The 25,267-nt window shown below is 44.0% G+C and carries 23 protein-coding genes and 2 pseudogenes; 19 read left to right on the top strand and 6 right to left on the bottom strand.

What is annotated here, in order from left to right; genetic code table 11:
- The first annotated feature begins 10 nt into the window (after positions 1-10).
- Genes FLB61_RS08500 through FLB61_RS08450 form a run of 11 tightly spaced genes read left to right on the top strand, consistent with a single transcriptional unit; the run spans position 11 to position 13,605 of the window.
- On the top strand, positions 11-1,051 hold the full coding sequence (locus tag FLB61_RS08500; RefSeq protein ID WP_221919891.1) for an ABC transporter ATP-binding protein: 1,041 nt from the start codon (positions 11-13) through the stop codon (positions 1,049-1,051).
- Positions 1,048-2,010, top strand: coding sequence for an ABC transporter ATP-binding protein (locus FLB61_RS08495; protein ID WP_330625548.1), 963 nt, complete (start codon positions 1,048-1,050; stop codon positions 2,008-2,010). The genes FLB61_RS08500 and FLB61_RS08495 overlap by 4 nt, the downstream gene beginning before the upstream one ends.
- Before the next feature lie 19 nt (positions 2,011-2,029).
- Entirely contained in the window at positions 2,030-3,691 is a 1,662-nt protein-coding gene (locus FLB61_RS08490; RefSeq protein ID WP_221919890.1) for a peptide ABC transporter substrate-binding protein, read from the top strand.
- 38 nt (positions 3,692-3,729) lie between these two features.
- Positions 3,730-5,124 (top strand): MATE family efflux transporter, encoded by a 1,395-nt coding sequence (locus tag FLB61_RS08485; RefSeq protein WP_221919889.1) that lies wholly within the window; start codon positions 3,730-3,732, stop codon positions 5,122-5,124.
- On the top strand, positions 5,087-6,571 hold the full coding sequence (locus FLB61_RS08480; RefSeq protein ID WP_221919888.1) for an aminopeptidase: 1,485 nt from the start codon (positions 5,087-5,089) through the stop codon (positions 6,569-6,571). Before FLB61_RS08485 ends, FLB61_RS08480 begins: the two co-directional genes overlap by 38 nt.
- Positions 6,571-7,758 (top strand): metal-dependent hydrolase family protein, encoded by a 1,188-nt coding sequence (locus FLB61_RS08475; RefSeq protein WP_246599173.1) that lies wholly within the window; start codon positions 6,571-6,573, stop codon positions 7,756-7,758. The genes FLB61_RS08480 and FLB61_RS08475 overlap by 1 nt, the downstream gene beginning before the upstream one ends.
- 12 nt (positions 7,759-7,770) lie before the next feature.
- The gene (locus FLB61_RS08470) at positions 7,771-8,937 is read left to right on the top strand and encodes an iron-containing alcohol dehydrogenase (protein WP_221919886.1); all 1,167 of its coding nucleotides are present in this window, start codon (positions 7,771-7,773) and stop codon (positions 8,935-8,937) included.
- 22 nt (positions 8,938-8,959) lie between these two features.
- On the top strand, positions 8,960-10,630 hold the full coding sequence (locus tag FLB61_RS08465) for a M3 family oligoendopeptidase (protein ID WP_221919885.1): 1,671 nt from the start codon (positions 8,960-8,962) through the stop codon (positions 10,628-10,630).
- 12 nt (positions 10,631-10,642) lie between these two features.
- Positions 10,643-11,800 carry an amidohydrolase gene (locus tag FLB61_RS08460; RefSeq protein ID WP_221919884.1) on the top strand — a complete coding sequence of 386 codons (1,158 nt, stop codon included), beginning with the start codon at positions 10,643-10,645 and terminating at the stop codon, positions 11,798-11,800.
- 52 nt (positions 11,801-11,852) lie between these two features.
- A complete protein-coding gene (locus tag FLB61_RS08455; protein WP_221919883.1) occupies positions 11,853-12,566 on the top strand; it encodes a ribulose-phosphate 3-epimerase in 714 nt (237 codons plus the stop codon).
- A gap of 19 nt (positions 12,567-12,585) precedes the next feature.
- Positions 12,586-13,605, top strand: a complete 1,020-nt coding sequence (locus tag FLB61_RS08450) for a M42 family metallopeptidase (protein WP_221919882.1) — start codon at positions 12,586-12,588, stop codon at positions 13,603-13,605.
- Between the two features lie 76 nt (positions 13,606-13,681).
- Here FLB61_RS08450 and FLB61_RS13385 read toward each other — a convergent pair whose 3' ends face one another.
- Both FLB61_RS13385 and FLB61_RS13380 read right to left on the bottom strand, forming a co-directional pair.
- A complete protein-coding gene (locus tag FLB61_RS13385; protein ID WP_246599172.1) occupies positions 13,682-14,428 on the bottom strand; it encodes a Maf family protein in 747 nt (248 codons plus the stop codon).
- Positions 14,402-15,700 (bottom strand): annotated as a pseudogene (locus tag FLB61_RS13380) (alpha-amylase family glycosyl hydrolase); the annotation flags it as partial. The pseudogene FLB61_RS13380 and the gene FLB61_RS13385, both read right to left, overlap by 27 nt.
- A 293-nt stretch (positions 15,701-15,993) precedes the next feature.
- On the opposite strand from FLB61_RS13380, the gene rplM reads away from it, so the two are divergent.
- From rplM to FLB61_RS08430, 3 genes are all read left to right on the top strand, one after another.
- The gene (gene rplM / locus FLB61_RS08440; protein ID WP_087210333.1) at positions 15,994-16,422 is read left to right on the top strand and encodes a 50S ribosomal protein L13; all 429 of its coding nucleotides are present in this window, start codon (positions 15,994-15,996) and stop codon (positions 16,420-16,422) included.
- A gap of 26 nt (positions 16,423-16,448) precedes the next feature.
- Entirely contained in the window at positions 16,449-16,841 is a 393-nt protein-coding gene (rpsI, locus tag FLB61_RS08435) for a 30S ribosomal protein S9 (RefSeq protein ID WP_087201957.1), read from the top strand.
- Between the two features lie 180 nt (positions 16,842-17,021).
- Entirely contained in the window at positions 17,022-17,795 is a 774-nt protein-coding gene (locus FLB61_RS08430) for a nucleoside phosphorylase (protein ID WP_221919880.1), read from the top strand.
- Positions 17,796-18,101: 306 nt separating this feature from the next.
- On the opposite strand, the pseudogene FLB61_RS13375 reads toward FLB61_RS08430, so the two are convergent.
- The 3 genes and pseudogenes from FLB61_RS13375 to FLB61_RS08415 form a co-directional block, all read right to left on the bottom strand.
- Positions 18,102-18,368, bottom strand: a pseudogene (locus tag FLB61_RS13375) (MATE family efflux transporter); the annotation flags it as partial.
- A 146-nt stretch (positions 18,369-18,514) separates the two neighbouring features.
- Positions 18,515-18,823: a TetR-like C-terminal domain-containing protein gene (locus FLB61_RS08420; protein WP_221919878.1), complete on the bottom strand. Its 309-nt coding sequence runs from the start codon at positions 18,821-18,823 to the stop codon at positions 18,515-18,517.
- Positions 18,720-19,067 (bottom strand): TetR/AcrR family transcriptional regulator, encoded by a 348-nt coding sequence (locus FLB61_RS08415; protein WP_221919877.1) that lies wholly within the window; start codon positions 19,065-19,067, stop codon positions 18,720-18,722. The genes FLB61_RS08420 and FLB61_RS08415 overlap by 104 nt, the downstream gene beginning before the upstream one ends.
- 172 nt (positions 19,068-19,239) lie before the next feature.
- Between FLB61_RS08415 and FLB61_RS08410 the strand changes: the two genes are divergently transcribed.
- The 5 genes from FLB61_RS08410 (at position 19,240) to FLB61_RS08390 (ending at position 24,275) form a co-directional block, all read left to right on the top strand.
- A complete protein-coding gene (locus FLB61_RS08410) occupies positions 19,240-20,229 on the top strand; it encodes a P1 family peptidase (protein ID WP_330625547.1) in 990 nt (329 codons plus the stop codon).
- A gap of 116 nt (positions 20,230-20,345) precedes the next feature.
- Positions 20,346-20,564, top strand: a complete 219-nt coding sequence (locus FLB61_RS08405) for a hypothetical protein (RefSeq protein WP_221919876.1) — start codon at positions 20,346-20,348, stop codon at positions 20,562-20,564.
- Positions 20,557-21,405: a TrmH family RNA methyltransferase gene (locus FLB61_RS08400; RefSeq protein WP_221919875.1), complete on the top strand. Its 849-nt coding sequence runs from the start codon at positions 20,557-20,559 to the stop codon at positions 21,403-21,405. The genes FLB61_RS08405 and FLB61_RS08400 overlap by 8 nt, the downstream gene beginning before the upstream one ends.
- Positions 21,406-21,882: 477 nt before the next feature.
- Positions 21,883-23,145, top strand: coding sequence for a 5-bromo-4-chloroindolyl phosphate hydrolysis family protein (locus FLB61_RS08395; protein ID WP_221919874.1), 1,263 nt, complete (start codon positions 21,883-21,885; stop codon positions 23,143-23,145).
- Positions 23,142-24,275 carry a toxic anion resistance protein gene (locus FLB61_RS08390; protein ID WP_221919873.1) on the top strand — a complete coding sequence of 378 codons (1,134 nt, stop codon included), beginning with the start codon at positions 23,142-23,144 and terminating at the stop codon, positions 24,273-24,275. The genes FLB61_RS08395 and FLB61_RS08390 overlap by 4 nt, the downstream gene beginning before the upstream one ends.
- 100 nt (positions 24,276-24,375) lie before the next feature.
- Here the strand turns inward: FLB61_RS08390 and FLB61_RS08385 are convergent, their stop codons facing one another.
- Positions 24,376-24,870 carry a DUF2798 domain-containing protein gene (locus tag FLB61_RS08385; RefSeq protein ID WP_221919872.1) on the bottom strand — a complete coding sequence of 165 codons (495 nt, stop codon included), beginning with the start codon at positions 24,868-24,870 and terminating at the stop codon, positions 24,376-24,378.
- Positions 24,871-25,267 lie beyond the last annotated feature (397 nt).

Raw genomic sequence — 25,267 nt, 5'->3', positions numbered from 1 at the left:
GGAATGATTCATGAGCAGTGAAAAACCATTATTAACAGTAAAAAATCTTGCCTTCTCATTTCAGACTTATGCAGGCGAAGTGCAGGCGGTACGAGGAGTCAGCTTCCAACTGGAAAAAGGAGAGACACTGGGAATTGTAGGAGAATCTGGCTGTGGAAAATCCGTGACGGCAAAATCAATCGTACGTCTCAATCCGGAAGAGCCTTCAGGGAAAGTGAAGCATGGAGAAATTCTGTTTGACGGGAAAAATATCGTTGAACTGACAGAAAAAGAAATGCAAAAAATCCGTGCGAGGGAAATTCGGATGATTTTTCAGGATCCGATGACCAGTTTGAATCCGACTATGACTGTTGGAAAACAGATTGAGGAAGGAATATTAAAAAGCGGAGTAACATCCAAAGACGAGGCAAAGAAAATTGCCATCGAAGCATTGGAGATGGCAGGGATTCCAAGTCCCGAAGAGCGGTACCGCCAGTTTCCACATGAATTTTCAGGAGGAATGAGACAGCGTGCTATGATTGCGCTTGCTATGGCTGTAAATCCAAAGCTTCTGATTGCCGACGAGCCGACAACGGCGCTGGATGTAACTACACAGGCACAGATTCTCAATTTGATCAAAAAGATTCAAAAACAGTATGATACAGCAATCGTCATGATCACACATGACCTTGGAGTCGTCTCCAACATTGCAGATAAGATTGCAGTTATGTATGCCGGCAAGGTGGTAGAGTACGGGGAAGCAGAAGACATTTTCGAATATGCATCTCATCCGTATACATGGGGTATTATGCAATCGATTCCGCCTGAAGATATTAGTAACAAAGAGCCACTCAAACCGATTCTTGGAACACCGCCGGATCTTCTGAATCCTCCGAAAGGATGTGCGTTTGCGGCAAGATGCCCGTATGCTATGAAAGTATGTCGATGCTATGATGCACCGGGATTCGGGGTGGAAGGCAACGAACATAAAGTATGGTGCTGGCTGTATGATGAACGAGCAAAGCAGATGCAGGCAACAGTGAATCCGATAACCGGGCAGGAGGTGAGATGATGGAGAAAGAGGAAATCTTACGGACAGAAAATTTAAAAAAATATTTCAAAGTCAAAGGCGGGCATACTTTAAAGGCAGTAGACGGAATTTCTATTTCCTTAAATAGAGGAGAGTCACTTGGTTTAGTAGGAGAGTCCGGCTGCGGGAAGAGCACTTTGGGGAGAACAATCATTCGGATTTATGATCCGACAGACGGAAAAATTTTCTTAAATGGAAAGGATATCAGCGGAAAAAGCACAAAGAAGACAAGAAGAGAGCTGGCCAAAAAAGTTCAGATGATTTTTCAGGATCCATATGCATGCTTGAATCCACGTATGACGGTAAGTGATATTATCGCGGAAGGATGGGATATGCGCAGACTGTACTCCAAAGAAGAGAGAAAGAAAAAAGTCATCGAACTCCTAAATATGGTAGGTCTCAATGAGGAACATGCAAATCGTTTCCCGCACGAATTTTCAGGCGGGCAAAGACAGAGAATCGGGATCGCAAGGGCTTTAAGCATGGAGCCGGAGGTTATTATCTGTGATGAGCCGATCAGTGCACTGGATGTATCAATCCAGGCTCAGGTAATGAACCTGTTGGTAAAGCTTCAGAAAACACTTGATCTTTCCTACATTTTTATTGCCCATGATTTGTCTATGGTAAGATACATTTCCGATTATGTGGCGGTTATGTACCTTGGTACAGTGGTGGAATACGCTTCCAATACAGAACTGTATAAGAATCCGAAACATCCTTATACAAAAGCGCTGTTTTCGGCAATCCCTGTTCCAAACCCTAAAGTTGAGAAAACGAGGCATCAGATTGAATTGAAAGGGGAACTTCCAAGTCCTATTCATGCTCCGAAAGGCTGCAAATTCTGTACGCGTTGTGCGTACGCAAAAGATATTTGCCGTGAGAAAGCTCCGGAGATGAAGGATATCGGTCAAGGCCATAAAGTGGCGTGTCACTTATTTTAATAAATAAAGGAGGAAAACTATGAAAAGAAACAGTGTAAAACGGGCGTTGTGTATAGCATTGGCGGGAGTAATGATGTTTACTATGACAGCGTGCGGAGGCGGAGAAAAGAGCAATGACGGAAGCTCAGGCAAGAAAACAAAAGCAGAAGAGCAAGTCTTCCGTATGACATTGGGCGAAGAACCAACTATTCTGGATCCTTATCAGATTCAGGATGACAATGCATACAATATCAGTTATGCAGTTACAGAACCGTTGTTCCGTATTGCGGGAGAAGATGGAAAAGACTGGGAACCTGGTCTTGCAACAGACTACAAAGTGAATGACGATGCAACTGTATATACGGTAAACATGCGAAAAGATGCAAAATGGTCTGACGGTACTCCGATTACAGCAAATGATGTTGTCTACAGCTTCCAAAGGGTAGTCGATCCAAATTTTGCATCCCCAAAAGCAAATGACTACTTTTATCTGAAAAATGCCCAGAAGATCATTGAAGGAGAAATGGGGGTTGAGGAGTTAGGTGTAAAAGCGCTTGATGAATATACGGTAGAATTTAATCTGGAAAAACCGGTAGATTTCTTTATTGACTGTCTGAAAACTCCGGGGTGGGCTCCAATCCAGCAGGAAGCAGGCGAAAAATATCAGGATCTGTACGGAGCGGAACCGGAAAATATGGTGTTCTCTGGACCGTTTGTTGTGTCTGAATGGGTACATGACAATTCTATTACATTAAAAAAGAATGAAAATTATTGGGATGCCGAGAATGTCACGCTTGAAGAAGTGCAGATTTCTCTTACATCAGATAAAAATGCCATCCAGGGAATGTACGAAGCAGGTGATCTGGACATCCAGAGAATCGGAACAGAACTTCTTGCGCAGTACGAAAATTCTCCGGAACTTCGTCAGGAAGGAAGATTAAGTGTAAGCTTTATCGAATTTAACCCGAGAGTAGAATTCTTAAACAATATCAAGATCCGTGAGGCACTTTCCATTGCCTTTGACAGAAAAGCATATGCAGCGAATGTTGTCAAAAATGAAGAGCTCGCAGCATACGGTATGATTCCGTACGGTATCAGAGGGACGGAGAATGGCGATTTCCGTGAACAGCAAGGTGATCTTGTAAAAGATGCGGCTACAGATCCAGATGCAATCAAACGTGCGAAAGAGTTACTTGATGAAGGACTAAAAGAAATCGGAAAAACAAAACAAGAGATGGAAGACTTCCTTGAAATTCTTTGTGTGGACAGCGAAGGAAGCAAACTTCAGGCTCAGGCAGTACAGGCTATGTGGAAAGACAATCTGGGACTGGAACTTACCGTTACTCCGATGCAGACAAAGATGTTGATTCCGATGCTGACAGAAGGTACCTTCCACTGTGTGATCGGTGGTGCAAATACGGCAAGTTATCCGGATGCAAGTGAATTTTTGAGTTTCATTTATGATGAAGGAAAGATGGATGATCCGGAATTTAACAAACTGTGGGAAAAATCATTGACTCAGATCGGAGACGAAAGAATTGAGACATTAAAGCAAGTAGAAAAATATGTCCTTGAACAGTATGTCTATATTCCGCAGAACTTTGTAGAAAACAATTATGTTGTTTCCGAAAAAGTGGATGGATTGAATATCTGGCCATTTGGGGCAGAGTATGATTTAAAGAATGTAGTGATGTACGAATAGAATATCGGTAATTTATGTAAAAGAAAGGGGAAGATAATATGACGAATCTTGTGGAAGGAGATGTAAAAAGCAGATTGTTTCGTTTTATGCTTCCCCTTTCCGTTGGAAATATCCTGCAGCAGTGCTATTCCTTTGTGGATGGCGTAATTGTGGGACAGGTTGTTGGAAAAGACGGGCTGGCAGCTATCGGGGCAAGCAATTCGATCCAGTTTTTGATGATCGCTATATTGATGGGGCTGGGAGCCGGGGCAGAAATCCTTATCTCCATGAGAATCGGTCAACAAAATATGCGCCTGGCAAAAAGAACCCTGGATACACTTTTGACTTCTGTTTTGGCGTTGTCTTTGGTATTGACAGTCATTGGCGTTGTCATTTCCGAAAGTGTACTTCGGCTGATTGGCACTCCGGATGAGATTCTGTCGCAGGCAGTACAGTATCTTCAGATTTATTTTATCGGATTGATCGGGGTGGCAGGATACAGTACACTGAGCGGAATGATAAGAAGTACGGGAAATTCGAAAGTACCTTTGATTCTCCTTATCATTACATCCATAGTCAATGTTGTGCTGGATTTGGTATTTGTGGCAGGCTGGCACATGGGGGTAGCCGGAGCAGGGATTGCCACTGTGATCGCACAGACACTTTCCTTTATTTTATGTCTGATTTATATCAACAAGAAAAAAGGAATGCTGAAATATCATCCGTTTCATCAGGATTTTGACTGGGGGACGCTTGTGGCAGGATTGAAATGTGGGATACCATATTCCATCGAGCAGGGAGCCATCAGTATCGGAATGATCTTCCTCCAGGCAGCAGTGAATTCCCTTGGTGTAAATGCAATGACTGCATATACGATCGGATCCAGGATCGATTCCTTTGCGAATATACCGATTACCGGAATGGGACAGGCACTTTGCATTTTTACAAGTCAGAATCTTGGGGCAAAAAAACTGAAAAGAACGAAAAAAGGAAAAAACCTTTGTTTGTTCTGGGCGTACTGTTTTAGCGCGGGTTTGTTGATAATTTTGTGGATAGCAGGAAAGTCAATTATACGGATTTTTACAGACGACCTGGTAATCATTGATATGACATATGACTATATTCGAACATTAAGCGTCGCATATTTTCTGGCAAGCTATTTTGTCATTCTTAACGGTTACATACGGGGAACAGGAAATACCGTTTTGCCAATGGCAAGTTCACTTGCCGGGTATTGGATCGCACGGCTGCCGGCAGCATATTTACTGAAAGGTGTGATGGGATATATGGGCGTGTGGCTTGCGGTTCCGGCAGGATGGGTTGGTTCCTGCATTATTACCTGTATATACGCACACAGCAAAAAATTTGCCGGCTTGATGAAAAAGCATGAACAAGCGGAGAAGGAAGAAGACGAATATGAAAAACATCGGGCAGTACATAGAGAACGAGATTAAAGAATCTGTACAGACAGAAGAAAATCGATACTTATCGATTCTGAGAAAAGCAAATGGCAGCGATTTGTCCTGGATGGAGGAATACGGTCGGACGATCTCTGAAGAGGAAAAGGAAACAGCAGCTTTTTATTTCCTGTATCCTAAAGAGAAAATCTGTAAGATGGCAGAGCATATCGTGGAAGCGTTCCTGCACGGCTTTATCAGTCAGAACAGAGAGCGAAAAGGAAGAAAGCGAGTTCGGCTATTCTATCAGGTGGGGCAAGAAGCTCTTGCTGCCTGTGTGGCAGACTGTCTTTTAAAAAACGGGCTGAAACCAGTCGTGATCGATCCGATGCTGCCAGAGAGGCCAAAGAAAGAACAACTTTATTTGGATGAAATTTCAGAGGAAATGATCAGCCAATTATATGACAGAGCATTTTTAAAGTATAAAGAAGAAGCTTTGGATGTTTGTGGAATGATCGGTATCGGCCAGTTTGGAAAACCGGATACAGAGACACAAAGTAAAGAACGGAAAATGTTGGAAAGAGGCAGAAGGCTGGTAGAAGATTCGTATGTTCAGCCGGCGACAATTTCCTTTAGCAAAGTAGCATTTCCATCGCTTCAGATCGGCGACAATTTCCATGAGATTTTTGACGAAGTCTTTGAGATGAACCTGGAAGAATCTGAAAAATTTGAAAAAATACAGCAGATTTTGATTGACGCACTGGATCGTTGTAAATCTGTCCGGATTATCGGAAAGAAGCCGAATCAGACATCATTAAATGTACAGATGCAGCCGATCAGGGATCCGCAAAGAGAAACCAATTTTATGAATTGTGGAGGAGATCTCAATATTCCTTATGGGGAAGTCTTTACCACACCTCAGTTAAAGGGAACGACAGGGGTGCTGCATATACCGGATATTTATCTCCAGAACAGGAAATACCACAATTTGAAACTTTGGTTTGAAGACGGACAGATCGCCGATTATTCAAGTGAAGCTGAAGGGCAGGAGACGAAGGAGCTGATCAGGGAAGAGCTGCTGTCCCCTTATGAGACCCTTCCGGCCGGCGAATTTGCCATAGGAACGAACACTAGAGCTTTTCGTATCTGCAAAAAATACCATCTCGAAGACAAAATGCCCATTTTGATTTACGAAAAAATGGGACCGCATCTTGCGATCGGAGATCCTTGTTACAGAGGGGGAGAAGAAGAAGCGGTTTATAATCTTTTGGATGGAAAGGAAATCACAGCCCGTACAAATGAGAAAACAAGAAACGAAGATTCCGATGACAAAAAATATGTGCAGAAACATATCGATATTACCCTTCCTTATGATGAAATAGAAGAACTTTATGGTTATGGAAAAGAAGGGGAAACGATCAAAATTATAAAAGATGGAAAATTTGTTCTCCCGGGGACAGATGAGCTGAACCTTGGGATGGAAGAGAGGAGGCAGGAAGCGTGATGGGGAAAAAAGCCTACAAAGGAAAATGGATTTTTACAGGAAATAAAGAGATGCCGATCATAGAAAACTTTGTCATGATGACAGAAAAAGGGCACATTCTTTGGGTAAAACCGGAAAATGAGGCCGAAAAAGACAAAGATGCGGTATATGTGGAGCTGGGGGATGTCTATGTAGTTCCTGGATTTATCGATGCACATATGCATTTGTTCTGTGAGGAGATGGAAGATGCATTTTGCCCAGGAAGAAGTACCGCTTACCATGTCTGCAACGGTGTCCGAAACGCAGTTGATCTGTTAAGGGCAGGGATTGTGGCGTGCAGGGATCTTGGAGCTTTTCGGGGATATACACTGGGAATAAGAGACAGTATCGATAAAGGCGAAATACCGGGACCAAAGATTATCGCGTGCGGCCATGCAATTTGTGCCACAGGAGGACATGGATACAACTTAAGTTATGAGTGCGACGGGGCAGATGAAGTTCGAAAAAATGTGAGAAGAGTGATCAAAGAAGGTGCCGATATCGTAAAACTGATGGTTTCCGGAGGGGTCAATTCTCCAGGACCAGAACCAGGCCCTTGTGAACTGACAAAAGAAGAAATCCGTGTGGGAGTCGAGACCGCCCATGCCTGGGGAAGAAAAGTGGCAGTACACACGCACGGAAATACTGCGATCCGCAATTGTGTGGAAGCAGGAGTAGATTCTATAGAACATGGAGTCTATATGACAGAAGACATTATGGATATGATGATTGAAAAAGGGACTTATCTTGTACCGACTCTGTGTGCCCCATATTACGCAGTAAATGAAGGATTGAAGCAGGATCCGGACAATCCGGACCATGCAAAAAGCAAAGAAGTCCTTCAGATGCACCGGGATATGCTGAAAAAGTGTGCGGATAAAGGGGTCAAAATCGCATTTGGGACAGATGCAGGGTGCCCATATGATCCATATGACAAGGCACCGTATGAGATGGTACTTATGACAAAAGCGGGATTGACGCCGCAGCAGGCGCTCAAAGCAGCCACGGAGGGAAGTGCAGATCTTCTTGGGATAGCAGATGAATATGGATCTTTGGAGACAGGAAAGCGTGCAGATTTTCTTTGTCTGAGAGAGAACCCGCTGGAGAATATCGAGAGTGTGGCACAGAAAAAAGACGTTTATATCAATGGAGAAAAGTTTGTCGGCTAAAGGAGGAATCTGATGGAAGAATTTTCATTTTATCAGCCAACGCGGATGGAATTCGGATGCGGAAAAGTAAATCAGCTGGGAGAAATTGTAAAGCAGTACGGGAAAAGGTGTCTCCTTGTGACGACAACCAATGAGGAAGAGGTCCTGCGGCCGCTGTATGAAAGAGTACGAGACATTATAGAGCAGGCAGGAGGGTTTGTACGACATTTTGATGAAGTGATTCCAAACCCGGACGTAAAAGGGATCGAAAAAGCGATTCAGATCGTACACGATGAAAAACTGGAAGTCATCGTTGCCGTCGGAGGAGGGAGTTCAATCGACACGGCCAAAGCAATCGCGCTCTTTGAGAATGTGGAAAAACTTGACTGGGATGAGATTTTTCAGAAGTATACAGATGCATTTGCCAGCTATGAGTCATTGGGAAAGAAGATTCCTGTCATAGCAGTGCCGACAACTGCCGGAACCGGGAGCGAGATGACGCAGGCTATGGTGCTGTCTCAGACGGAAAAAGGGGCAAAAATGTGCGTCTTTCATCCGGAAGGGTTTGCAGAGGTGGCTCTTATAGATCCAGAACTGACAAGGACACTTCCGCCTCGAATGACAGCGATGACTGGATTTGATGCATTTACCCACGCATTTGAAAGCTATATGAGAGAGTGCTCTTCGATTTACACTCGTATGATCGCAAAAAAAGCGATGGAAATGATCATCGGAGCATTGCCGAGATTAGTAAAAGATCCGTCTGATATCGAACTTCGCGCTGTTTTGTCGCAGGCAGCAGCGTTTGCCGGGATTTCGCTGAGCAATGCGGCTGCGACGATTCCGCATCCTTTAAGTGAGGTAATTGGAGGTGTTGCTCCGAGGATTGCCCATGGCCAGTGCCTGGCAAGTTTGTATCCGGCTTATCTGGATTATATATGGGAGAAAGAGACGGAAAAATGTGCAGCCGTGAGCAGAATATTTGATCCGGACTGTGAGTGGAAAAGTGATCAGGAGGCGGCGAAAGAACTTCCCAAACTGGTAAGAAAATTTCTTGATGAGATCGGGATTCACAAGACGCTGTCAAGCCTCGGGGTAACTCCGGAAGAGTTTCAAACGATGCTGGAAAATCCGGTGTTCTCTTTCTTGCCGTTTGCGCCGAAAGACGAACTTTTCAATATTATGAAAAAAAGTTATTAAAATAGGGAAGGAGTAAAGACAGATGATAAAATTTCAAGATGTTCCTTATGTGAGACTGGATATGGATCAATATGAAGAAAAATTCAGGAAGCAGTTAGATGAAATACGGGATACGAAAAGTTTCGGCGCAGCTTATTATGCATTACTTGCTCTGGACCGCATGAGGGAAGAATTTGGAACTTTGGCAGTGGTATGTGAAGCTCGGAATACGATGGACGTAAACGATGAGTTTTACAGAAAAGAGACCGAGTTTTTTGACCATGTGAAACCACGTTATGAAGCATTGGAAAATGAAATGAATGAAGTGCTTTTGTCAAGCCCGTACCAAAAAGAGCTGGAAAAACATCTGGGGACAGAACCGTTTCGCCTTGCTGCTCTGAAAAAAGAAAGTTTCAGTCCGGAGATTATGGAAGACCTGGCAAAGGAAAATGAACTTTCCTCCAGATATTCGGAAATGATCGCAAATCTGACAGCGGAAACAGAAGAAGGTACTGTTCCGCTTTCCAAAATAGGTCCGCACCTGGGAAGCAAAGACCGGTCAGAACGTTCGAAATATGCGGCAATCTGGGAAAAAGCATACGCTTCGGTTGGAAAAGAACTGGATGAGCTTTTTGATCAGCTTGTAAAAGTACGTGCCAAGATCGCAGAAAAACTTGGAAAAACGTCTTTCACGGAAGTCGGATATTGCCGTATGGGAAGGACGAGCTATACGAAAAAAGAGATTGCCTCTTTCAGGGAAGAAGTAAAGAAAAAAATTGTTCCGGTGGCAAATATGCTCTTTGAAAAACAAAAAGAGGATCTGGGGATTGACGTGCTCTATCACTACGACGAAGACATATTTGCAGGAGGAAAGAAACCGGAACCCACAAAAGAGATTTTGGAGGATTTCAGAAAAGTCTATAAAGAACTTTCTCCGGAGACACACATATACTATGAAGATCTTCTGGAATGCGAATTTTTCGATCTTGCTGTGCGGCCGGGAAAAATTATGGGAGCGTATTCCAATTATGTGGCCGCATATCACATGCCATTCATTTTTGAAACTTACAATGCGACAGAAGGAGCGTTAAAGACATTTGCCCATGAGACGGGACATGGTTTTCACTCCTACATAAAACGGGGAGAACCGTTTAGTTTTGCAGGAGGGTGCAGTTCCGATCTGGCAGAAATTCATTCTATGGGGATGGAATTCCTTGTATGGCCGTATCTGCATTATGTATTGCCGGAAGAAGATCTTTCCTCATACAAATACATTCATCTCAAAAATGCCCTATCCTTCATTCCTTATGGGTGCGCGATAGACGAATTCCAGGAGACCATATATGATCATCCGGAGTTTACCCCGGAAGACAGAAAAGCGCTGTGGAAAAAGTTGGAAAAAGAATATTTGCCGTGGAAACATTACGAGACGGAAATCTTCCTGGGACAGGGCCGGGCATGGCAGAGACAGACACATGTATATCGCTGGCCATTCTACTATATCGATTATGTTCTGGCCCAAGTGTGCGCTCTGGAGCTGCATTTTATGGATGAAGAAGATCACGATCAGGCATGGAACTGCTATAAAAATATTTTGAAATACAGTGGACAGATGGGATTTAAAGACACCGTGGAGGCGGCAGGACTACCATCGCCTTTTGAAAAAGGAGTGATCGGTAAATTGGCGGACAGCGTTGCCAAAAGTATTTTGTAGTGGAGGGAAGCAATGAAGGAACAGAGTATTCTGATCAGGAATGGGCTCATACATACAATGAACAGCGCCCATGAAATCACAGAAGGGGAAATCCTTATTGAAAAGGGGAAAATCAAGGAGATAGGGAAAAATCTGAGTGCTCCTGACGAATGTGTGATTGTGGATGCGAAGGAAGGAATCGTAATGCCTGGGATCATAGACGCGCATAATCACATTGGAATTTTCGAATGGGGGATTGGGAATGCAGGCGTGGATGGAAATGAAGATACTGATCCGGTCACACCGCATTTGAGGGCGATAGATGGAATCTATCCGCTGGATCCGGAATTTCGCCATTCCTGTGAAAACGGGGTAACATGTGTGGCTACCGGACCTGGAAGCAGCAACCCGCTTGCAGGACAGTTTGTTGCCATGAAAACCGCAGGCAAGATCGTTGACGACATGATTCTTAAGGAGCCTCTTGCCATGAAAGCTGCGTTTGGAGAAAATCCGAAGAATTCCCACGGACCAAAAGGCCACTCTCCGGTCACAAGGATGGCAACAGCAGCAATTATCCGGGAATGGCTTTATAAAGCAAAAGAGTATGCAGGAAAAAAAGGCCGGGCGTTTGATATGCGGCTGGAAGCCCTAGTTCCAGTGGTAGAAGGAAATCTTCCTTTGAAAGCGCATGTCCACAGGGCAGATGACATTATGACAGCGCTGCGGATTGCAGATGAATTCGATCTGGCAATCACACTGGATCACTGCAGCGAGGGGCATCTCATAGCAGATGTTCTGGCACACACAAGACAAAAAGGAGTTATTTTAGGACCATTTTTAGGATTTCCACATAAGAATGAAGTCGTACATCAATGTGTCGAATCAGCAGCCGTTCTTTATGAAGCAGGAGTAAAACTTGCTATCATGACAGATTTGCCGGCAATGCACACGAGCAATCTGAGAATATGTGCGGGAATGTGTCACAAAGCAGGGCTTCCGTTGGATGAGGCAATGCGGTCCATCACGATCAATGCAGCTGAAATACTTGGACTGGAAGAAAGAGTCGGCTCCATTGAGGTAGGAAAAGATGCAGATATCGCTATTTTCGATCAGAATCCGGTAGAAAATCTGACGGCAGAATGCATGGGCACTCTAGTAGACGGAAAAATTGTTTACCTGAAAGAAAAGTAAACGGGAAAATATAAGGTACCTATTAAATTTAAGTTATGAGGAGGAATAAAAGATGAAACATATTAAAATTGCAGCAGGACTGGCACACGTAGACTATGGCCATATCGCAGACTTGGTAGCAGAGGCAGACGCAGCAGGAGTAGACTACATACACTCAGATGCGGCAGATATGCATGATCTGAAGAACATGCAGCTCATGGGAGGACATCAGATCATTGAGGGAATTCGGCCGTATACGAAAAAAAATATCGAATGTCATATTTATACAAGAGACTGTGACAGGCTGTTTATCGAAAAGATAGCAGCAGCAGGATGTAATATGCTGATTCTTCCGGCAGAGCATTTCCTTGGGGCGCCGCTGGCATATATCATCAATTACTGCCGTGAATTTGGCATGAAGATCGGTCTTACTTTAGGATGCTATACACCTCTTTGCTTTGTGGACGAGGCGATCTATGACATCGACCGGCTGCAGCTGGTAGTACATGGAGTGGACGATACAGACGGAAAAGACAACTGGGGATGGAGAAGAAGTGCAGTTGACCTGATCAAACGCGCCAGAAAAATGATCGATGAAAAAAATCCGAAATGTGAACTGGCCATTGACGGAGGTCTCCGTTTTGACAACATGGATGCAGCCGTTGCATGCAACCCGGATGTCATCATTTTATCTTCTGCTATCTTTAAGGATCCGGACGGAATCGCGGCAGGGGTACAAAAGTGCAGAAAAGCCATCGACGAGGCGGCAGAAAAATATCATTTATAAAAATGAAAAAAGAGGTAGGATGATGTTAGAAAAATTGACACAATTATGGGGCGTGAGCGGACAGGAAGAAGAGGTAGCTGCTTTTATAATAAAAAACGCGGCTGACAATGTGGACGAGATAAAACAGGATGCAGTTGGGAATCTTTTTCTGCTGAAGCGGGGATGTGGAACAGAGAAGAAGAAAATCATGGTTTCTGCTCATATGGATGAAATCGGGTTGTGTGTCGTCCGTATTTTGGACAACGGATTGCTGAAAGTAAAGCAAATCGGCGGGCTCTCGGCCTTTGTGATCTACATGAACCGCGTCCGCTTCAAAAATGGTATTACAGGGGTCATTGCATGTGACCGAAATATTCAGGATATAAAAGATGCAGATATCAGAGAGCTTTACGTGGATATTGGAGTATCTTCCCGGGAAGATGCAGAGAAATATGTGAAAGTCGGGGACTGCGCTGTGATCCAAGGAGAGTTTGAACATGCGGCGGGAGACTGCGTCCTTGCGAAAGCATTCGATGACAGAGTGGCTTGTTCTATCCTTATGGAGACGATTAAGGAAATGCAAACACCATACCATGACATTTACTTTACGTTTACCGTCCAGGAAGAAGTGGGATTGAGAGGAGCGACTGTGGCTGCCGAAAGAATACAGCCGGATTTGGGAATTGCCGTTGACATTACACGTTCCTTTGATCTCCCGGGGGAAGACTACGGAAACCCGGTACTTGGGAAAGGAGTGGCTATCAAAGTAAGCGACGGCAGTGTCCTCTGCGATCATGAGTGGACATGCAAACTGAGAGACATAGCTGAAGAAAATGGGATACCGTTTCAGATGGATGCACTTTATGCAGGGGGGACAGACATCGGAGCGATCATGAAATCAGGGAAAGGTGTAAAGACATTAGGGTTATCTATTCCGACAAGATACGGTCATACGCCGAACAACATGATCCATAAAAAAGATATTGCAGCATGCAAAGAACTTTTGAAAGTTTTTCTCGAAAAAGAAATAAAGATAGAAACAGAAAAGACATGGAAATAGCCTGAAAAATGGAAGCCCTGTTGGAATCAAGGACAGAAAAGACCTGGTACCAACAGGGCTGATGGTTTATTTAATGTTAAAATTGGATCCAGTTTTTCAGTTTCTGATAGATCTCTGCGATCGGAAGACCGACGATGTTGTTGTAATCGCCCCGGATACCTTTGACATGGACTGCAAAATGCCCTTGGACTGCGTAAGAACCAGCCTTATCGTATGGCTCATCGGTAGAAAGATAAGCCTGGATTTCCTGTTCTGTCATCGGATACACTTCTACATCGCTTTTCACACTAAATGTCTCGGTACGTTTCTCTAAACCGCAGGAAAGAATCAGACAAACTCCGGTGTACACCTGGTGGGTATGACCTTGCAAGGAAGAAATCATGCCGTACGCATCTTCCTTTCCGGAAGGTTTTCCTAAGATCTGTCCGTCAAACGCAACTACTGTATCTGCGCCGATGACAAGCACATCATCGTCTGGATGTGTTTTGCGGTAAGTGTGGAAGACATCATCAGCCTTCTGTGAGGCAAGCTCTTTCACAACCTCTTCCGGAATACAGGAATTGACATGTTCTTCACAGGATGACGGAATGACGGTGTGAACGATGCCTGCCTGGGATAAAAGCTCCGTTCTTCTCGGAGAAGCAGAAGCAAGGATGCAAGTCAGATCAGAAAAGGATGGGAGCAAAAGCACTTCCTTTTCATCAAAAGATCTGTCTTCCGAAATGGAATTCTCAGATAACTGGACGGATACGTTCCTGTCTTCTTCGTACTCTGGGTGGTTTCTGTGATCAAATACGAGGATCCGGACGCTGTATGGAGGCATGGAAAGCTGTCCGTTCATGGAAAACACCTCTCCCGAAATGAGATCCTTGACTTCCCCTTGAAGTTCCCCGTGATTTGCCTGATAGTCCGTACTGTCCGCATTGACAGCCACAAAGATCCGTTCTTTGTCTGTCTTGCGCTCAAAGATCAGCTGACGGTTCATGATCAGGACATTGCGGTATGTGCCATTGCACAGGGCATCACTCTTTTGCCGAAAAGCGATCAGCTGACGGATGTACGCTGTCAGTTCATTTGGTTTCGGAGCCTCAAAACACGGCCGAAGTGCGTAGTCATTATCAGGCGCCTTGATCCCCTCTTCGCCCCATTCGCTTCCATAATAAATGCAAGGTATGCCAGGCATGGTAAGGAGTGTGCCATAAACCGGACGAAGGTGTTCACGACACTTCAAGATGCTGGCAATCCGTGTGACATCGTGATTATCCGCAAAAGTCATGAGATGTTTACCGCGGTAGATGCACCACTGTTCCGGTCCGAACTGACGGTTCAGGGAGTGTGCGATCTCAAATAAGTTCATATCGTTAAAGCTGGAAAAAAGACCTTTGTAGCACTCGTAATTTGTGCAGCTGTGGAGCATGTCGTCGTTGACGATCAGATTGTAGTCCCCGAAAAGGACTTCTCCGATCAAAACAAAATCCGGTTTCAGAGACGTGCAGAAACTGCGAAGCTTCCGCATAAAATTGTGATCCAGACTGTATGCCACATCAAGACGCAGTCCATCAATATCAAATTCCTGGATCCATGTCCGGACGCAGTTCAGAAGATAGTCCACTACATGAGGGTTCTGAAGATTCAGTTTCACTAGCTCAAAGTGTCCTTCCCAGCCTTCGTACCAGAAGCCGTCATTGTATCCGCTGTTGCCGTCAAAATTGATGTGAAACCAGTCTTTGTAAGCAGAGTCCCACTTCTTTTCCTGGACATCGCGAAATGCCCAGAATCCTCTCCCGACATGGTTGAACACGCCGTCCAGGACGACACGCACACCTCGGCTGTGAAGCTCGCGGCATACATCTGCAAAATCCGCATTGGTACCGAGACGGCAGTCGATTTTCAGGAAATCTCTTGTGTCGTATCCATGATTGTCGGATTCGAAGATCGGATTCAGAAGGATGGAGTCGACACCAAGACTCTGGATGTAATCCGCCCAATCGATGATTTTTCGGATTCTAGGAACCGTCTGTCCGTCATTGTGAACAGGAGCACCGCAAAAGCCGATCGGATATATCTGATAAAAAATTCCATTGTAAGCCCACATGAAAATATCCCCTTTCTATACGTACAATTATTATTGTCAGAACATTCATAGTTTATCACGTAACAATCAGAGATTCAATATAGAACCGATGGCTAAAAAACAGAAAAAATTCGGCAAAAAAAGGCAAAAAACTTTATAAAAAACGGTTGACAGACAAAGACCAAAAGCGTATACTAAAACAGTATGACATGAGAAGAAAACAGTTTGCACCATAGCCCCGGAGCGGACTGATTTCCATAATTATAATAAAGTTCATTATTTAATGTAGAAGATTGTAAACAGGAGGTCAACCAATGAAAACTTACATGGCTAATCCAGATAAGATTGAAAGAAAATGGTATGTAGTTGATGCAGAAGGACAGACATTAGGCCGTCTTTGCTCTGGAATTGCAAACGTATTAAGAGGAAAAAATAAACCGGAATTTACACCGCACGTTGATACAGGTGATTACGTGATCGTGATCAACGCTGAAAAAGTAAAAGTAACAGGTAAGAAAATGGATCAGAAGATCTACTACAATCACTCCGAATATGTTGGTGGTATGAAAGAAACAACATTAAAAGAAATGATGGCTAAAAAGCCGGAAAAAGTGATTGAACTTGCTGTGAAAGGAATGCTTCCGAAAGGACCTTTAGGAAGAGCAATGATTAAGAAACTTCACGTTTATGCAGGTGCAGAACACGCTCATGCAGCTCAGAAACCGGAAGTATTAACATTTTAAGGAAAGGTTGAGAGGAGGAAATTACAGTGGCTAGTGCAAAATTCTACGGAACAGGAAGAAGAAAAAAATCTATCGCAAGAGTATACTTAGTACCGGGAACAGGTAAAATTACAATAAATAAAAGAGATATCGACGAATACTTCGGACTTGAAACATTGAAAGTAGTAGTTCGTCAGCCGCTCGTAGCAACAGAGACAACAGACAAATTCGATGTACTTGTAAATGTACACGGCGGCGGATACACAGGACAGGCTGGAGCAATCCGTCACGGAATCTCCAGAGCACTGCTTGAAGCAGATGCTGATTACAGACCGGTTCTCAAAGCAAACGGATTCTTAACACGTGATCCACGTATGAAAGAACGTAAGAAATACGGTCTCAAAGCAGCTCGTAGAGCACCGCAGTTCTCCAAACGTTAATATGGCGCCAAGCGCCAACGAGAAAAAGCAAAGCTTTTTCGGGTTTGGATTACAATTTCAAAAGAATTACAAACCTCTCAGGACTTCGGTTTTGGGAGGTTTTTTGTTGTAGCAAACTAGTCGAAATAGTAAAATAAAGACAGCGATAAGAAAAAATGCAGCAAACGAAGGAGGTGCCATATGGCATTGATAAAACACGATATTCCAATTCTGGAATATGATGACAGTCAACATGCTGTGATCATGCCGACACACGACAATTTGGATATCAAACTCCCTTCGAAAGCAGTGTTTGCCTTTTTGGGAGATGTTATAGAGACATACGCAGAATCCAATAAAAATAAAGCGGAAAAAATAGCAGAATTTATATCCGCGACGAAAGTGTATCCTGTATACATAGTTGATTATGAAGGAGAAGACATTTGCTTGTGTCAAGCGCCTGTAGGTTCGGCCGCATCAACACAAATATTGGATTGGCTGATAGGATATGGTGTGACAAAAGTGATATCATCAGGAACTTGTGGGGCACTGGCCGAACTGCCGGAGAATACATTCCTAGTTCCAACAAAAGCATTGCGAGATGAAGGAACTTCTTATCACTATCTTCCGCCTTCCAGATATGTAAATATATGCTCGGATGCTTTATATGCGATAGAAAAAGTATTTCAGAAATGCAATATTCCTTATTTGGAATGTATGACATGGACGACGGATGGTTTCTATAGAGAGACCAGAGAAAAGGTCATGTACCGAAAGGAAGAGGGATGTATGGTTGTGGAAATGGAATGTGCTTCTTTGGCAGCCTGCGCAGAATTTCGTGATATTAAATTTGGACAAATATTATTTACTGCAGATACATTGGCAAATATAGACGCCTATGACGAAAGAAACTGGGGAGAAGATTCGTTTGAAAAAGCACTATATATTTGTCTGGACATCGTACATGAGATGTAAGGATTAGAACGGATTATGAATCTACCTTTACTTTACAGTCTGGTATTATGCCGCATTGCTATTTTGACTGCGCATCTGCCACATAAGTTTTTTGAAATTGACGGCAAAGAGGATGGCAGTCGTCATCACGGCGATGAAGTCTGCGATTGGTTCAGTCAGAAATACAGCCTGCACATTGTCTTTTAAAAGAGCAGGAAGCAGGTAGATCAATGGAATCAGAACAAGCACTTTTCTGAATATGGCCAAAAAGGCAGAAATTCTTGAATTGCCAAACGCGATGAACGTTTGCTGACACGAAATCTGCAGCCCCATGAGAATACTGGCTCTTGGCGCTCCGCCCATGCCGAGCAGATATGCGAAAGCAGAGATGATCATAATGAGAGGAAAGCAGACGCCGACGCCGGTTAAGGCTGAGGCTCCGATTTCCGGAATGTGGCCGATATACATCCGGTCTACCATGTTGTACAGAGCATTGACAAGCTGTGAAGTAATGGCAGGAACTGCCAATACAAAAAGAAGATGTCTGACAGGCTCTTCGCCCAGATTTACTTCATTTGACATTTTTAATTTCATGACTGTTCACTCCTTATGTTTTTTGAAGATCAATTAAATAAAATAAGGAAAAGATCTTTATTGCACTAGTACTATATAGTTCAAAAAGTGAAAAGTCAATCTTTTGGACGCGCTAGGTTACAGATCGGGGCGATTTGTAACAAAAATCACGTATTCCGAACCTGGCGTATTTTTTCTGTGATATTGCAGGACAGGCGGACCATCGTTCCCACGTCTTCCTGCATGCCGGTTTCCAGCCATTCCCGGGCAATGTGGAGAAATCCCCCTGCAAAAAAGCAAAGTCTGTAATTTGACAAAAAAGAGTTCTCGTTTGTCCGGAAAAAGGTGCGAAACAACGCGATAGTATGCTCCTTAACCTTTCGCCATACAAACTCCAGCATGTTTGCCTTCAGAGCGTTGTGGAATAAAATTTCGTTCTTTTTTACAGTCTCGAAAAAACAGCGGAAAAAAATCATTTTCTGTGTAATTATTCTGTGCATTTATCTCCATAACCATCTGATCGAAAGCTTCGATCAGATGAGTTTTGATAATGTCGTCTTTATCCTGGTATACCCGATAGTATGTCATCCGGGAGACTCCTGCCCGGCGGGCGATATCCGTGATTGTGATCTTTTCGTAATCCTGCTTCTCCGTCAGAAGCATAAGCGCAGTAAAAATACATTCTTTTGCAAGTTCATGAGAGATGGTTTTTTGTGTCATATGTATGCTGCTCCTTGTATTATGAAAACATATGATTTTACAATAGTGTAACAGAAAAATTATAGCATAGGCTCTTGAAGGGATTCAAGAACACAAAGATTTTACTGCCATTTGTGGAGGGCATATGATATACTAAAGAAAATGATTCCGGCGGACAAGACAAAAGGAGGTTATGATGAGCCTGAAAGAGATTCATATATCAGAAATCGAGGCGTTTCGTATCGGGCATGCACAGGATGAAGCGCACGCCACGGGCTGTACAGCTATTATTTGCGAAAAGGGTGCATGGGCTGGTGTGGATGTAAGAGGAGGCAGTCCGGCATCCAGAGAAACAGAGCTTCTGAAACCAGTCAACACAGTACAGCAGATCCATTGTGTTATGCTGTCGGGTGGAAGCGCATTTGGATTGGAGGCAGGAGACGGGGCGATGCAGTTTCTGGAAGAAAAAGGTGTGGGATTTGATGTAGGGATCGGGAGAGTTCCCATCGTGTGCGGAGCATCTCTTTTTGATCTGGAACTGGTAAGCTTTGACAGGAGACCGGACAAAGCGATGGGATATGCAGCCTGCCAGGATGCCTTTTTCTCAAAGGAGCCTGGAGAGGGAAATGTGGGAGCCGGGACTGGAGCGACAGTGGGAAAATTCCACAATATGGAAGGCATGATGAAGTGTGGGATTGGCATCAGTGCAGCACAGATCGGAAATGTGAAGTGCGGAGCTGTCGTTGCAGTCAATGCACTTGGGGATGTGATTGATCCGGACACTGGAAAGATCCTTGCAGGGCTTCTAAATAAAGAACAGACAGGATTCGCCGATACGAAAAAATGTATGTATGAGGAGATGGAGCATCCAAGAGATCTGTGGAAAGGGAATACCACCATAGGGTGTATTGTTACCAATGGTAAACTGGATAAATGCCAGTGCAATAAAGCGGCGTCCATCGTCCACAACGGATTCGCGAGGACGATTCGGCCGGCCCATTCGACGGCAGACGGAGATACGATCTTCGTTATGGCGTCCGGGGAAGTGGAAGTGGCACCGGATGCATTTCATGTGCTTGCACAGGAAGTGATGGAACGGGCGGTAAAGCGCGCGGCGCTTATGGCGAAACCGGCATACGGGCTGAAGGCGGCAGAGGATTTTCAGACAAAAACTCTTCTATAAGTTCCTTCGGTGCGCGAGAAAAGATGAAAAGATGTTAAGAAAACCGGTGCTTGCAATGAGCAACAGAAACAGTCTGGCAGCAGAAAATGCAATATGCAGGAATCAGGAGCGATGGTTTGACAGTATCTATTTCCGGGATGCGGGTGTTTACTCTGCATCCTTCGATTTTTCCGTATACTTTCCGGACTTTTTTCGGAATGCTGGATGGACAAACTGTATATGAGACAGCGGAAAATCCGGAGGAAATATGGAAGATTATAGACACATACAGTCGGATGATCATAAATGGAAATGCGAAAGCCGAGGATGAAGGAGAAGATACAGAACATGAGTAATATTATAGAAATCACGGATTTTGATGCCAAAGGGCTGGATATCTACGCCAGGATGACGGAAGCTCAGCTTTTGAATAAAGACAGACCTCAGGACGGGATGTTTATCGCAGAAAGTCCCAAAGTAGTACTTCGGGCACTGGAAGCAGGGTATGAACCGGTGTCTATCCTGGTGGAGGACAGACATATTGAAGGGGAAGCGAAAGAAATCATCGAAAAGTGCCCGGACACACCGGTATACACAGCATCCTTTGATGTTTTGACACAGCTTACCGGGTATAAACTTACCCGCGGTGTGCTTTGCGCCATGCGCCGGAAGAAGTTGCCAAAGGTACAGGAAGTATGTAAAGGAGCAAGACGCATTGCGGTCCTGGAGAATGTGATGAATCCCACGAATGTGGGTGCCATTATCCGTTCGGCGGCGGCTTTGAATATGGATGCAGTCCTTCTCACGCCTGGGTGCAGTAATCCTCTGTACCGCAGGGCCATCCGCGTCAGTATGGGCACGGTGTTTCAGATTCCCTGGACGATTCTGCAGGAAGAAGAGACGGGCAGATGGCCAAAGAAAGGTATGGAATATCTGCAATCTCTTGGTTTTCGTACCGCGTCTATGGCGCTTCACGATGAATCAGTAGATATTGACGACGCACGTGTACATAAGGAGGAGAAACTGGCCGTCATTCTCGGAACGGAGGGGGATGGGCTTATGGATGAGACGATCTCGGCATCTGATTATACAATCAAAATTCCTATGAGTCATGGAGTTGACTCGCTGAATGTGGCAGCTGCAAGTGCGGTAACATTCTGGGAGCTTGGCAGGATCTCTGATTTTTCCGGTTCATGATCAAAGGTGGCTGGAAAAATCAGAAAATAAATAATGTAAATAAAAATAATAAAAAAACAAAAATAAAATCAAACAAAATATTGACAAATAGAAAAAGACGTGCTATTATAAAGACATAAAATAACAGACGGGAATTGTAAGATGGACGCGATCCATAAACATTCAGTCGTTATTATTTCAACACAAGTGTTGAAAAGATCCCGAGAAAAATACAAGCGCTGAGTATCGGGAAGCAAAGTTTATGAAAGGAAGGTACGGACCACCGAAAACGTAAACAAAATTTACCAAATCCAAAAGAAAGAGGTAAAAAAAGAATGATTGAAGAATCAAAGTAAAGGCGGATATCAATGCAAGTAAGTTGGTATCCGTCTTTACTGTGGTTCTTTTTTTTGCGCAATCTTGCAGTCACAAATAAGATGACGTATAATAAGTGCATACATATTATGAAAGAATCAGGTCATAAGGAAGGACGAACATATGAGGAGTTACTGGGATTGGGAAACATTTGGGGAAGATATCCGAAGGACGGTTCAACGTGCGGTAGATTCTCAGGATTTCCGCAGACTGAATCAGACCATCAATGACACGATCAACAATGCGGCTGGAGAGTTCCGAGATGGAATAAGACATGCAGGAGAACGAAATAGAAATGGAGGATACAGTTCTGGACAGGACAAGTATACGCAGGCATCAAAAGGCGCGGCGCAGACATTCCGAGGAGTCGACGTTTCGAAATTGAGGGCACCCGATCTGTACGCAAAGATGAGCGGAAAGAAGGCGGGAGCAATGGCGCTTGCTATCCTTGGGTATGGGTTTGGATCTTTGTTCCTTTTTGGAGTCGTGCTTGGCGCAGTGACGGTACTTGTGCTTGGAAACGCTGCGGAGATGGCTGTTGGCATGACAACTTTAGGCATCATGGCATGCATATTTGGCGGGATGGCGGCATCCGGGACAAGAAAGCTTGGAAGAATTAAGAGATTTGAGCGGTATGTAAAAGAATTGAAGGGAAAAGAATACTGCAATATCGATGAGATTGCGCTTCGGGTGCGGAGGAAAGAAAAACAGGTTTATAAAGATATTCGATGGATGATCGAAAAAGGATGGTTTCGGCAAGGACATCTGGATGATCAGGATGCGTGTTTGATGATCAGTGATGCAGCATACGAAGAATATCGGGATCTGATGGAACAAAGAGAAGTACAAAAAAGAATGCAGGAAGAAGATGCGTTGAGGAGTCAGGCAGATGCCCGGAAAAAAGAACAGTACAGCAAAGAAAAGCAGGCGAACATGGATCCACAGATTCAGGCCGTTATCCAGGCGGGGAATGAATATATAAGAAAGATTCGCGAGTGCAACGACGCAATTCCAGGAGAGGCGGTATCGGAAAAAATGTATCGTATGGAGCTGCTGACAAAAAGGATTTTCGAACGGGTAGAACAGGATCCGGATTCAGTGGAAGATATCCGGAAACTGATGGAATACTATCTTCCTACGGCAGTCAAGCTTCTGGAAGCGTACGAGAAGCTGGACGCACAGCCGGTGCAGGGAGAAAACATTCTTTCTTCCAAAAAGGAAATAGAAGACACACTGGACACGCTGAATATTGCGTTTGAGAAGCTTTTAGATGATCTGTTCCAGGAGACAGCCTGGGATGTATCTTCTGATATTTCTGTGCTCAAAACAATGCTTGCACAGGAAGGACTTACAGGAAAAGACTTTGAGACAGGAGGAAAAAGATGAACGAGGGATTAAAAGATTTTCAGAGCGGACCAACGTTGACACTTGACCCATTCGGAGGACAGGCTGCGGCTCCGGAACCGGAGAAGAAAGAAGAACCAGCTATGGATGAAAATGTTCTGACACCGGAGGAATGGCAGATGGCAGAGCAGTTTGCAAACCAGATCGATCTGAGCAACTCCTCCATGATCCTCCAGTATGGAGCGGGAACACAAAAGAAAATGGCGGATTTCTCGGAGAGCGCACTGGAAAATGTAAGGACGAAAGATCTAGGCGAGGTTGGAGAACTCTTGAGCGGTGTTGTGCAGGAATTGAAGAACTTTGATGAAGAAGAAGAGAGAGGATTCCTGGGGATTTTCAAAAAACAGGCTAATAAGATACAGAACCTCAAAACAAAATACACAAAAGCTGAGGCGAATATCAATCAGATCATAAAGGCGCTGGAAGGACACCAGGTACAGCTTTTAAAAGATATTGCAATTCTCGATAAAATGTATGAATTGAATCTGACGTACTTTAAAGAGCTTTCTATGTATATCCTGGCAGGAAAAAAGAAACTCAAAGAAGTGGAAGATAGCCAGCTAAGAGAATTGATAGCGAAAGCCCAGAAAAGCGGACTTGCAGAAGATGCGCAGGCTGCAAAAGATCTGGAATCCATGTGTCAGAGATTCGAAAAGAAACTTCATGATCTGGAACTGACACGGATGGTTTCTATTCAGACGGCACCGCAGATACGCATGATCCAGAATAATGATACAGTTATGGCAGAAAAGATCCAGTCTACCATTGTCAATACGATTCCACTTTGGAAAAGTCAGATGGTGCTGGCACTGGGAGTGGCCCATTCTACTCAGGCTGCCGCAGCACAACGGGAAGTTACGGATATGACAAATGAACTTTTGAGGAAAAATGCACAGACGCTGAAAATGGCTACTCTGGATACAGCCAGGGAGTCTGAGAGGGGAATCGTGGATATGGAAACATTGAAGGCGACAAACGAATCTCTCATTTCAACGCTGGATGAAGTAATGCAGATTCAGCAGGAAGGAAGACAAAAACGGCAGGAAGCAGAGGCGGAAATGCGCAGGCTGGAAACAGAGCTGAAAGAGAAACTTCTTCGTATTCAGAGATAGGCATCAATTTTTCAGCACATTTCTGTACAGAAGTACAGGTACAAGTATAGATGACACACAAACAACACGGACCGTGAAAAAGGCGGCCCGTGTTATTTTTTTAGTCTGGACGCTGAGAATTAGGTTGAGAAGAGGTACGTTGTTCAAAAATGATGCGGAACAAAAAACGGACGAGTGGTCCGCAAAAAAAGATTTGCCAGAAAAAGGCCATAGGGAAATTGCAGACAACAGTCTGAAGCCACACAGGCAGAAATTCAATCCCGGGCTTTTTGAAAATCAATGTGGCCCAAAAACTCATGATGGGACACATGAATGCAATGGTTACACAGGAACGGGCCAGTATGACGAAAATAGGTTTATCCTCCCCAGGCGTAACCATCCGAGATGCGAGCTTTGGCGCAAATCGATCCACAAAAAAGAACCCCATGACAAAACAGATTGGGAAAATGATAAAAATATCCGGAAGCGAATGCAGTGTGATGGCGTTCGTCAGTCCGTGATTGATAAGACCTGCATTGTAAAGTTCCATGGCAAGAACCATAAAAAATGTCATAAGTAATCCGTAAATCAGCTCCTGAAATTTTGTTTTTGGCATAAATAGTCCTCCTTCTTTCATATAAAAAGGCGTTAATCCATTGAATGCACAATAGACTACGCCTGGAAAGACTTATTTCTATTTGGCTGATTAAGGCCTTTATTTTTATCAGTAAGATTATAACAAGTTTTTTGAAAAAAATCAAATTCCATCCAGGAAACAAAAGAAAACCTAAAAGAAAATACCTTCCCCGAAAAAAATCAAAAAAAGTAGAAAAAAGGTGTTGACATTTATAAGGAGGGATGATAAAATATAACACGTTCCGCTGATAAACACCGCGGGACAAACCGCTAAGTACCGGGCTTCCCGGGAAGGTTCCCATCCCTCTGGTTCAGAGAGAACGGGAAGATGCTTCGAAAAAAGTCAAAAAACTTGAAAAAAGTTCTTGACAAAAATA

The organism is Sellimonas caecigallum (assembly GCF_019754295.1).
Taxonomy (GTDB): domain Bacteria; phylum Bacillota; class Clostridia; order Lachnospirales; family Lachnospiraceae; genus Sellimonas; species Sellimonas caecigallum.
This window is presented reverse-complemented; position numbering and strand designations above follow the sequence as displayed.

Bases quoted from the DNA above. Each gene is read 5' to 3' on its own strand.
- FLB61_RS08500 (WP_221919891.1), top strand. From the start codon at position 11: ATGAGCAGTGAAAAACCATTATTAACAGTAAAAAATCTTGCCTTCTCA.
- FLB61_RS08495 (WP_330625548.1), top strand. From the start codon at position 1,048: ATGATGGAGAAAGAGGAAATCTTACGGACAGAAAATTTAAAAAAATAT.
- FLB61_RS08490 (WP_221919890.1), top strand. From the start codon at position 2,030: ATGAAAAGAAACAGTGTAAAACGGGCGTTGTGTATAGCATTGGCGGGA.
- FLB61_RS08485 (WP_221919889.1), top strand. From the start codon at position 3,730: ATGACGAATCTTGTGGAAGGAGATGTAAAAAGCAGATTGTTTCGTTTT.
- FLB61_RS08480 (WP_221919888.1), top strand. From the start codon at position 5,087: ATGAAAAACATCGGGCAGTACATAGAGAACGAGATTAAAGAATCTGTA.
- FLB61_RS08475 (WP_246599173.1), top strand. From the start codon at position 6,571: ATGGGGAAAAAAGCCTACAAAGGAAAATGGATTTTTACAGGAAATAAA.
- FLB61_RS08470 (WP_221919886.1), top strand. From the start codon at position 7,771: ATGGAAGAATTTTCATTTTATCAGCCAACGCGGATGGAATTCGGATGC.
- FLB61_RS08465 (WP_221919885.1), top strand. From the start codon at position 8,960: ATGATAAAATTTCAAGATGTTCCTTATGTGAGACTGGATATGGATCAA.
- FLB61_RS08460 (WP_221919884.1), top strand. From the start codon at position 10,643: ATGAAGGAACAGAGTATTCTGATCAGGAATGGGCTCATACATACAATG.
- FLB61_RS08455 (WP_221919883.1), top strand. From the start codon at position 11,853: ATGAAACATATTAAAATTGCAGCAGGACTGGCACACGTAGACTATGGC.
- FLB61_RS08450 (WP_221919882.1), top strand. From the start codon at position 12,586: ATGATGTTAGAAAAATTGACACAATTATGGGGCGTGAGCGGACAGGAA.
- FLB61_RS13385 (WP_246599172.1), bottom strand. From the start codon at position 14,428: ATGCCTCCATACAGCGTCCGGATCCTCGTATTTGATCACAGAAACCAC.
- rplM (WP_087210333.1), top strand. From the start codon at position 15,994: ATGAAAACTTACATGGCTAATCCAGATAAGATTGAAAGAAAATGGTAT.
- FLB61_RS08430 (WP_221919880.1), top strand. From the start codon at position 17,022: ATGGCATTGATAAAACACGATATTCCAATTCTGGAATATGATGACAGT.
- FLB61_RS08420 (WP_221919878.1), bottom strand. From the start codon at position 18,823: ATGATTTTTTTCCGCTGTTTTTTCGAGACTGTAAAAAAGAACGAAATT.
- FLB61_RS08415 (WP_221919877.1), bottom strand. From the start codon at position 19,067: ATGACACAAAAAACCATCTCTCATGAACTTGCAAAAGAATGTATTTTT.
- FLB61_RS08410 (WP_330625547.1), top strand. From the start codon at position 19,240: ATGATGAGCCTGAAAGAGATTCATATATCAGAAATCGAGGCGTTTCGT.
- FLB61_RS08400 (WP_221919875.1), top strand. From the start codon at position 20,557: ATGAGTAATATTATAGAAATCACGGATTTTGATGCCAAAGGGCTGGAT.
- FLB61_RS08395 (WP_221919874.1), top strand. From the start codon at position 21,883: ATGAGGAGTTACTGGGATTGGGAAACATTTGGGGAAGATATCCGAAGG.
- FLB61_RS08390 (WP_221919873.1), top strand. From the start codon at position 23,142: ATGAACGAGGGATTAAAAGATTTTCAGAGCGGACCAACGTTGACACTT.
- FLB61_RS08385 (WP_221919872.1), bottom strand. From the start codon at position 24,870: ATGCCAAAAACAAAATTTCAGGAGCTGATTTACGGATTACTTATGACA.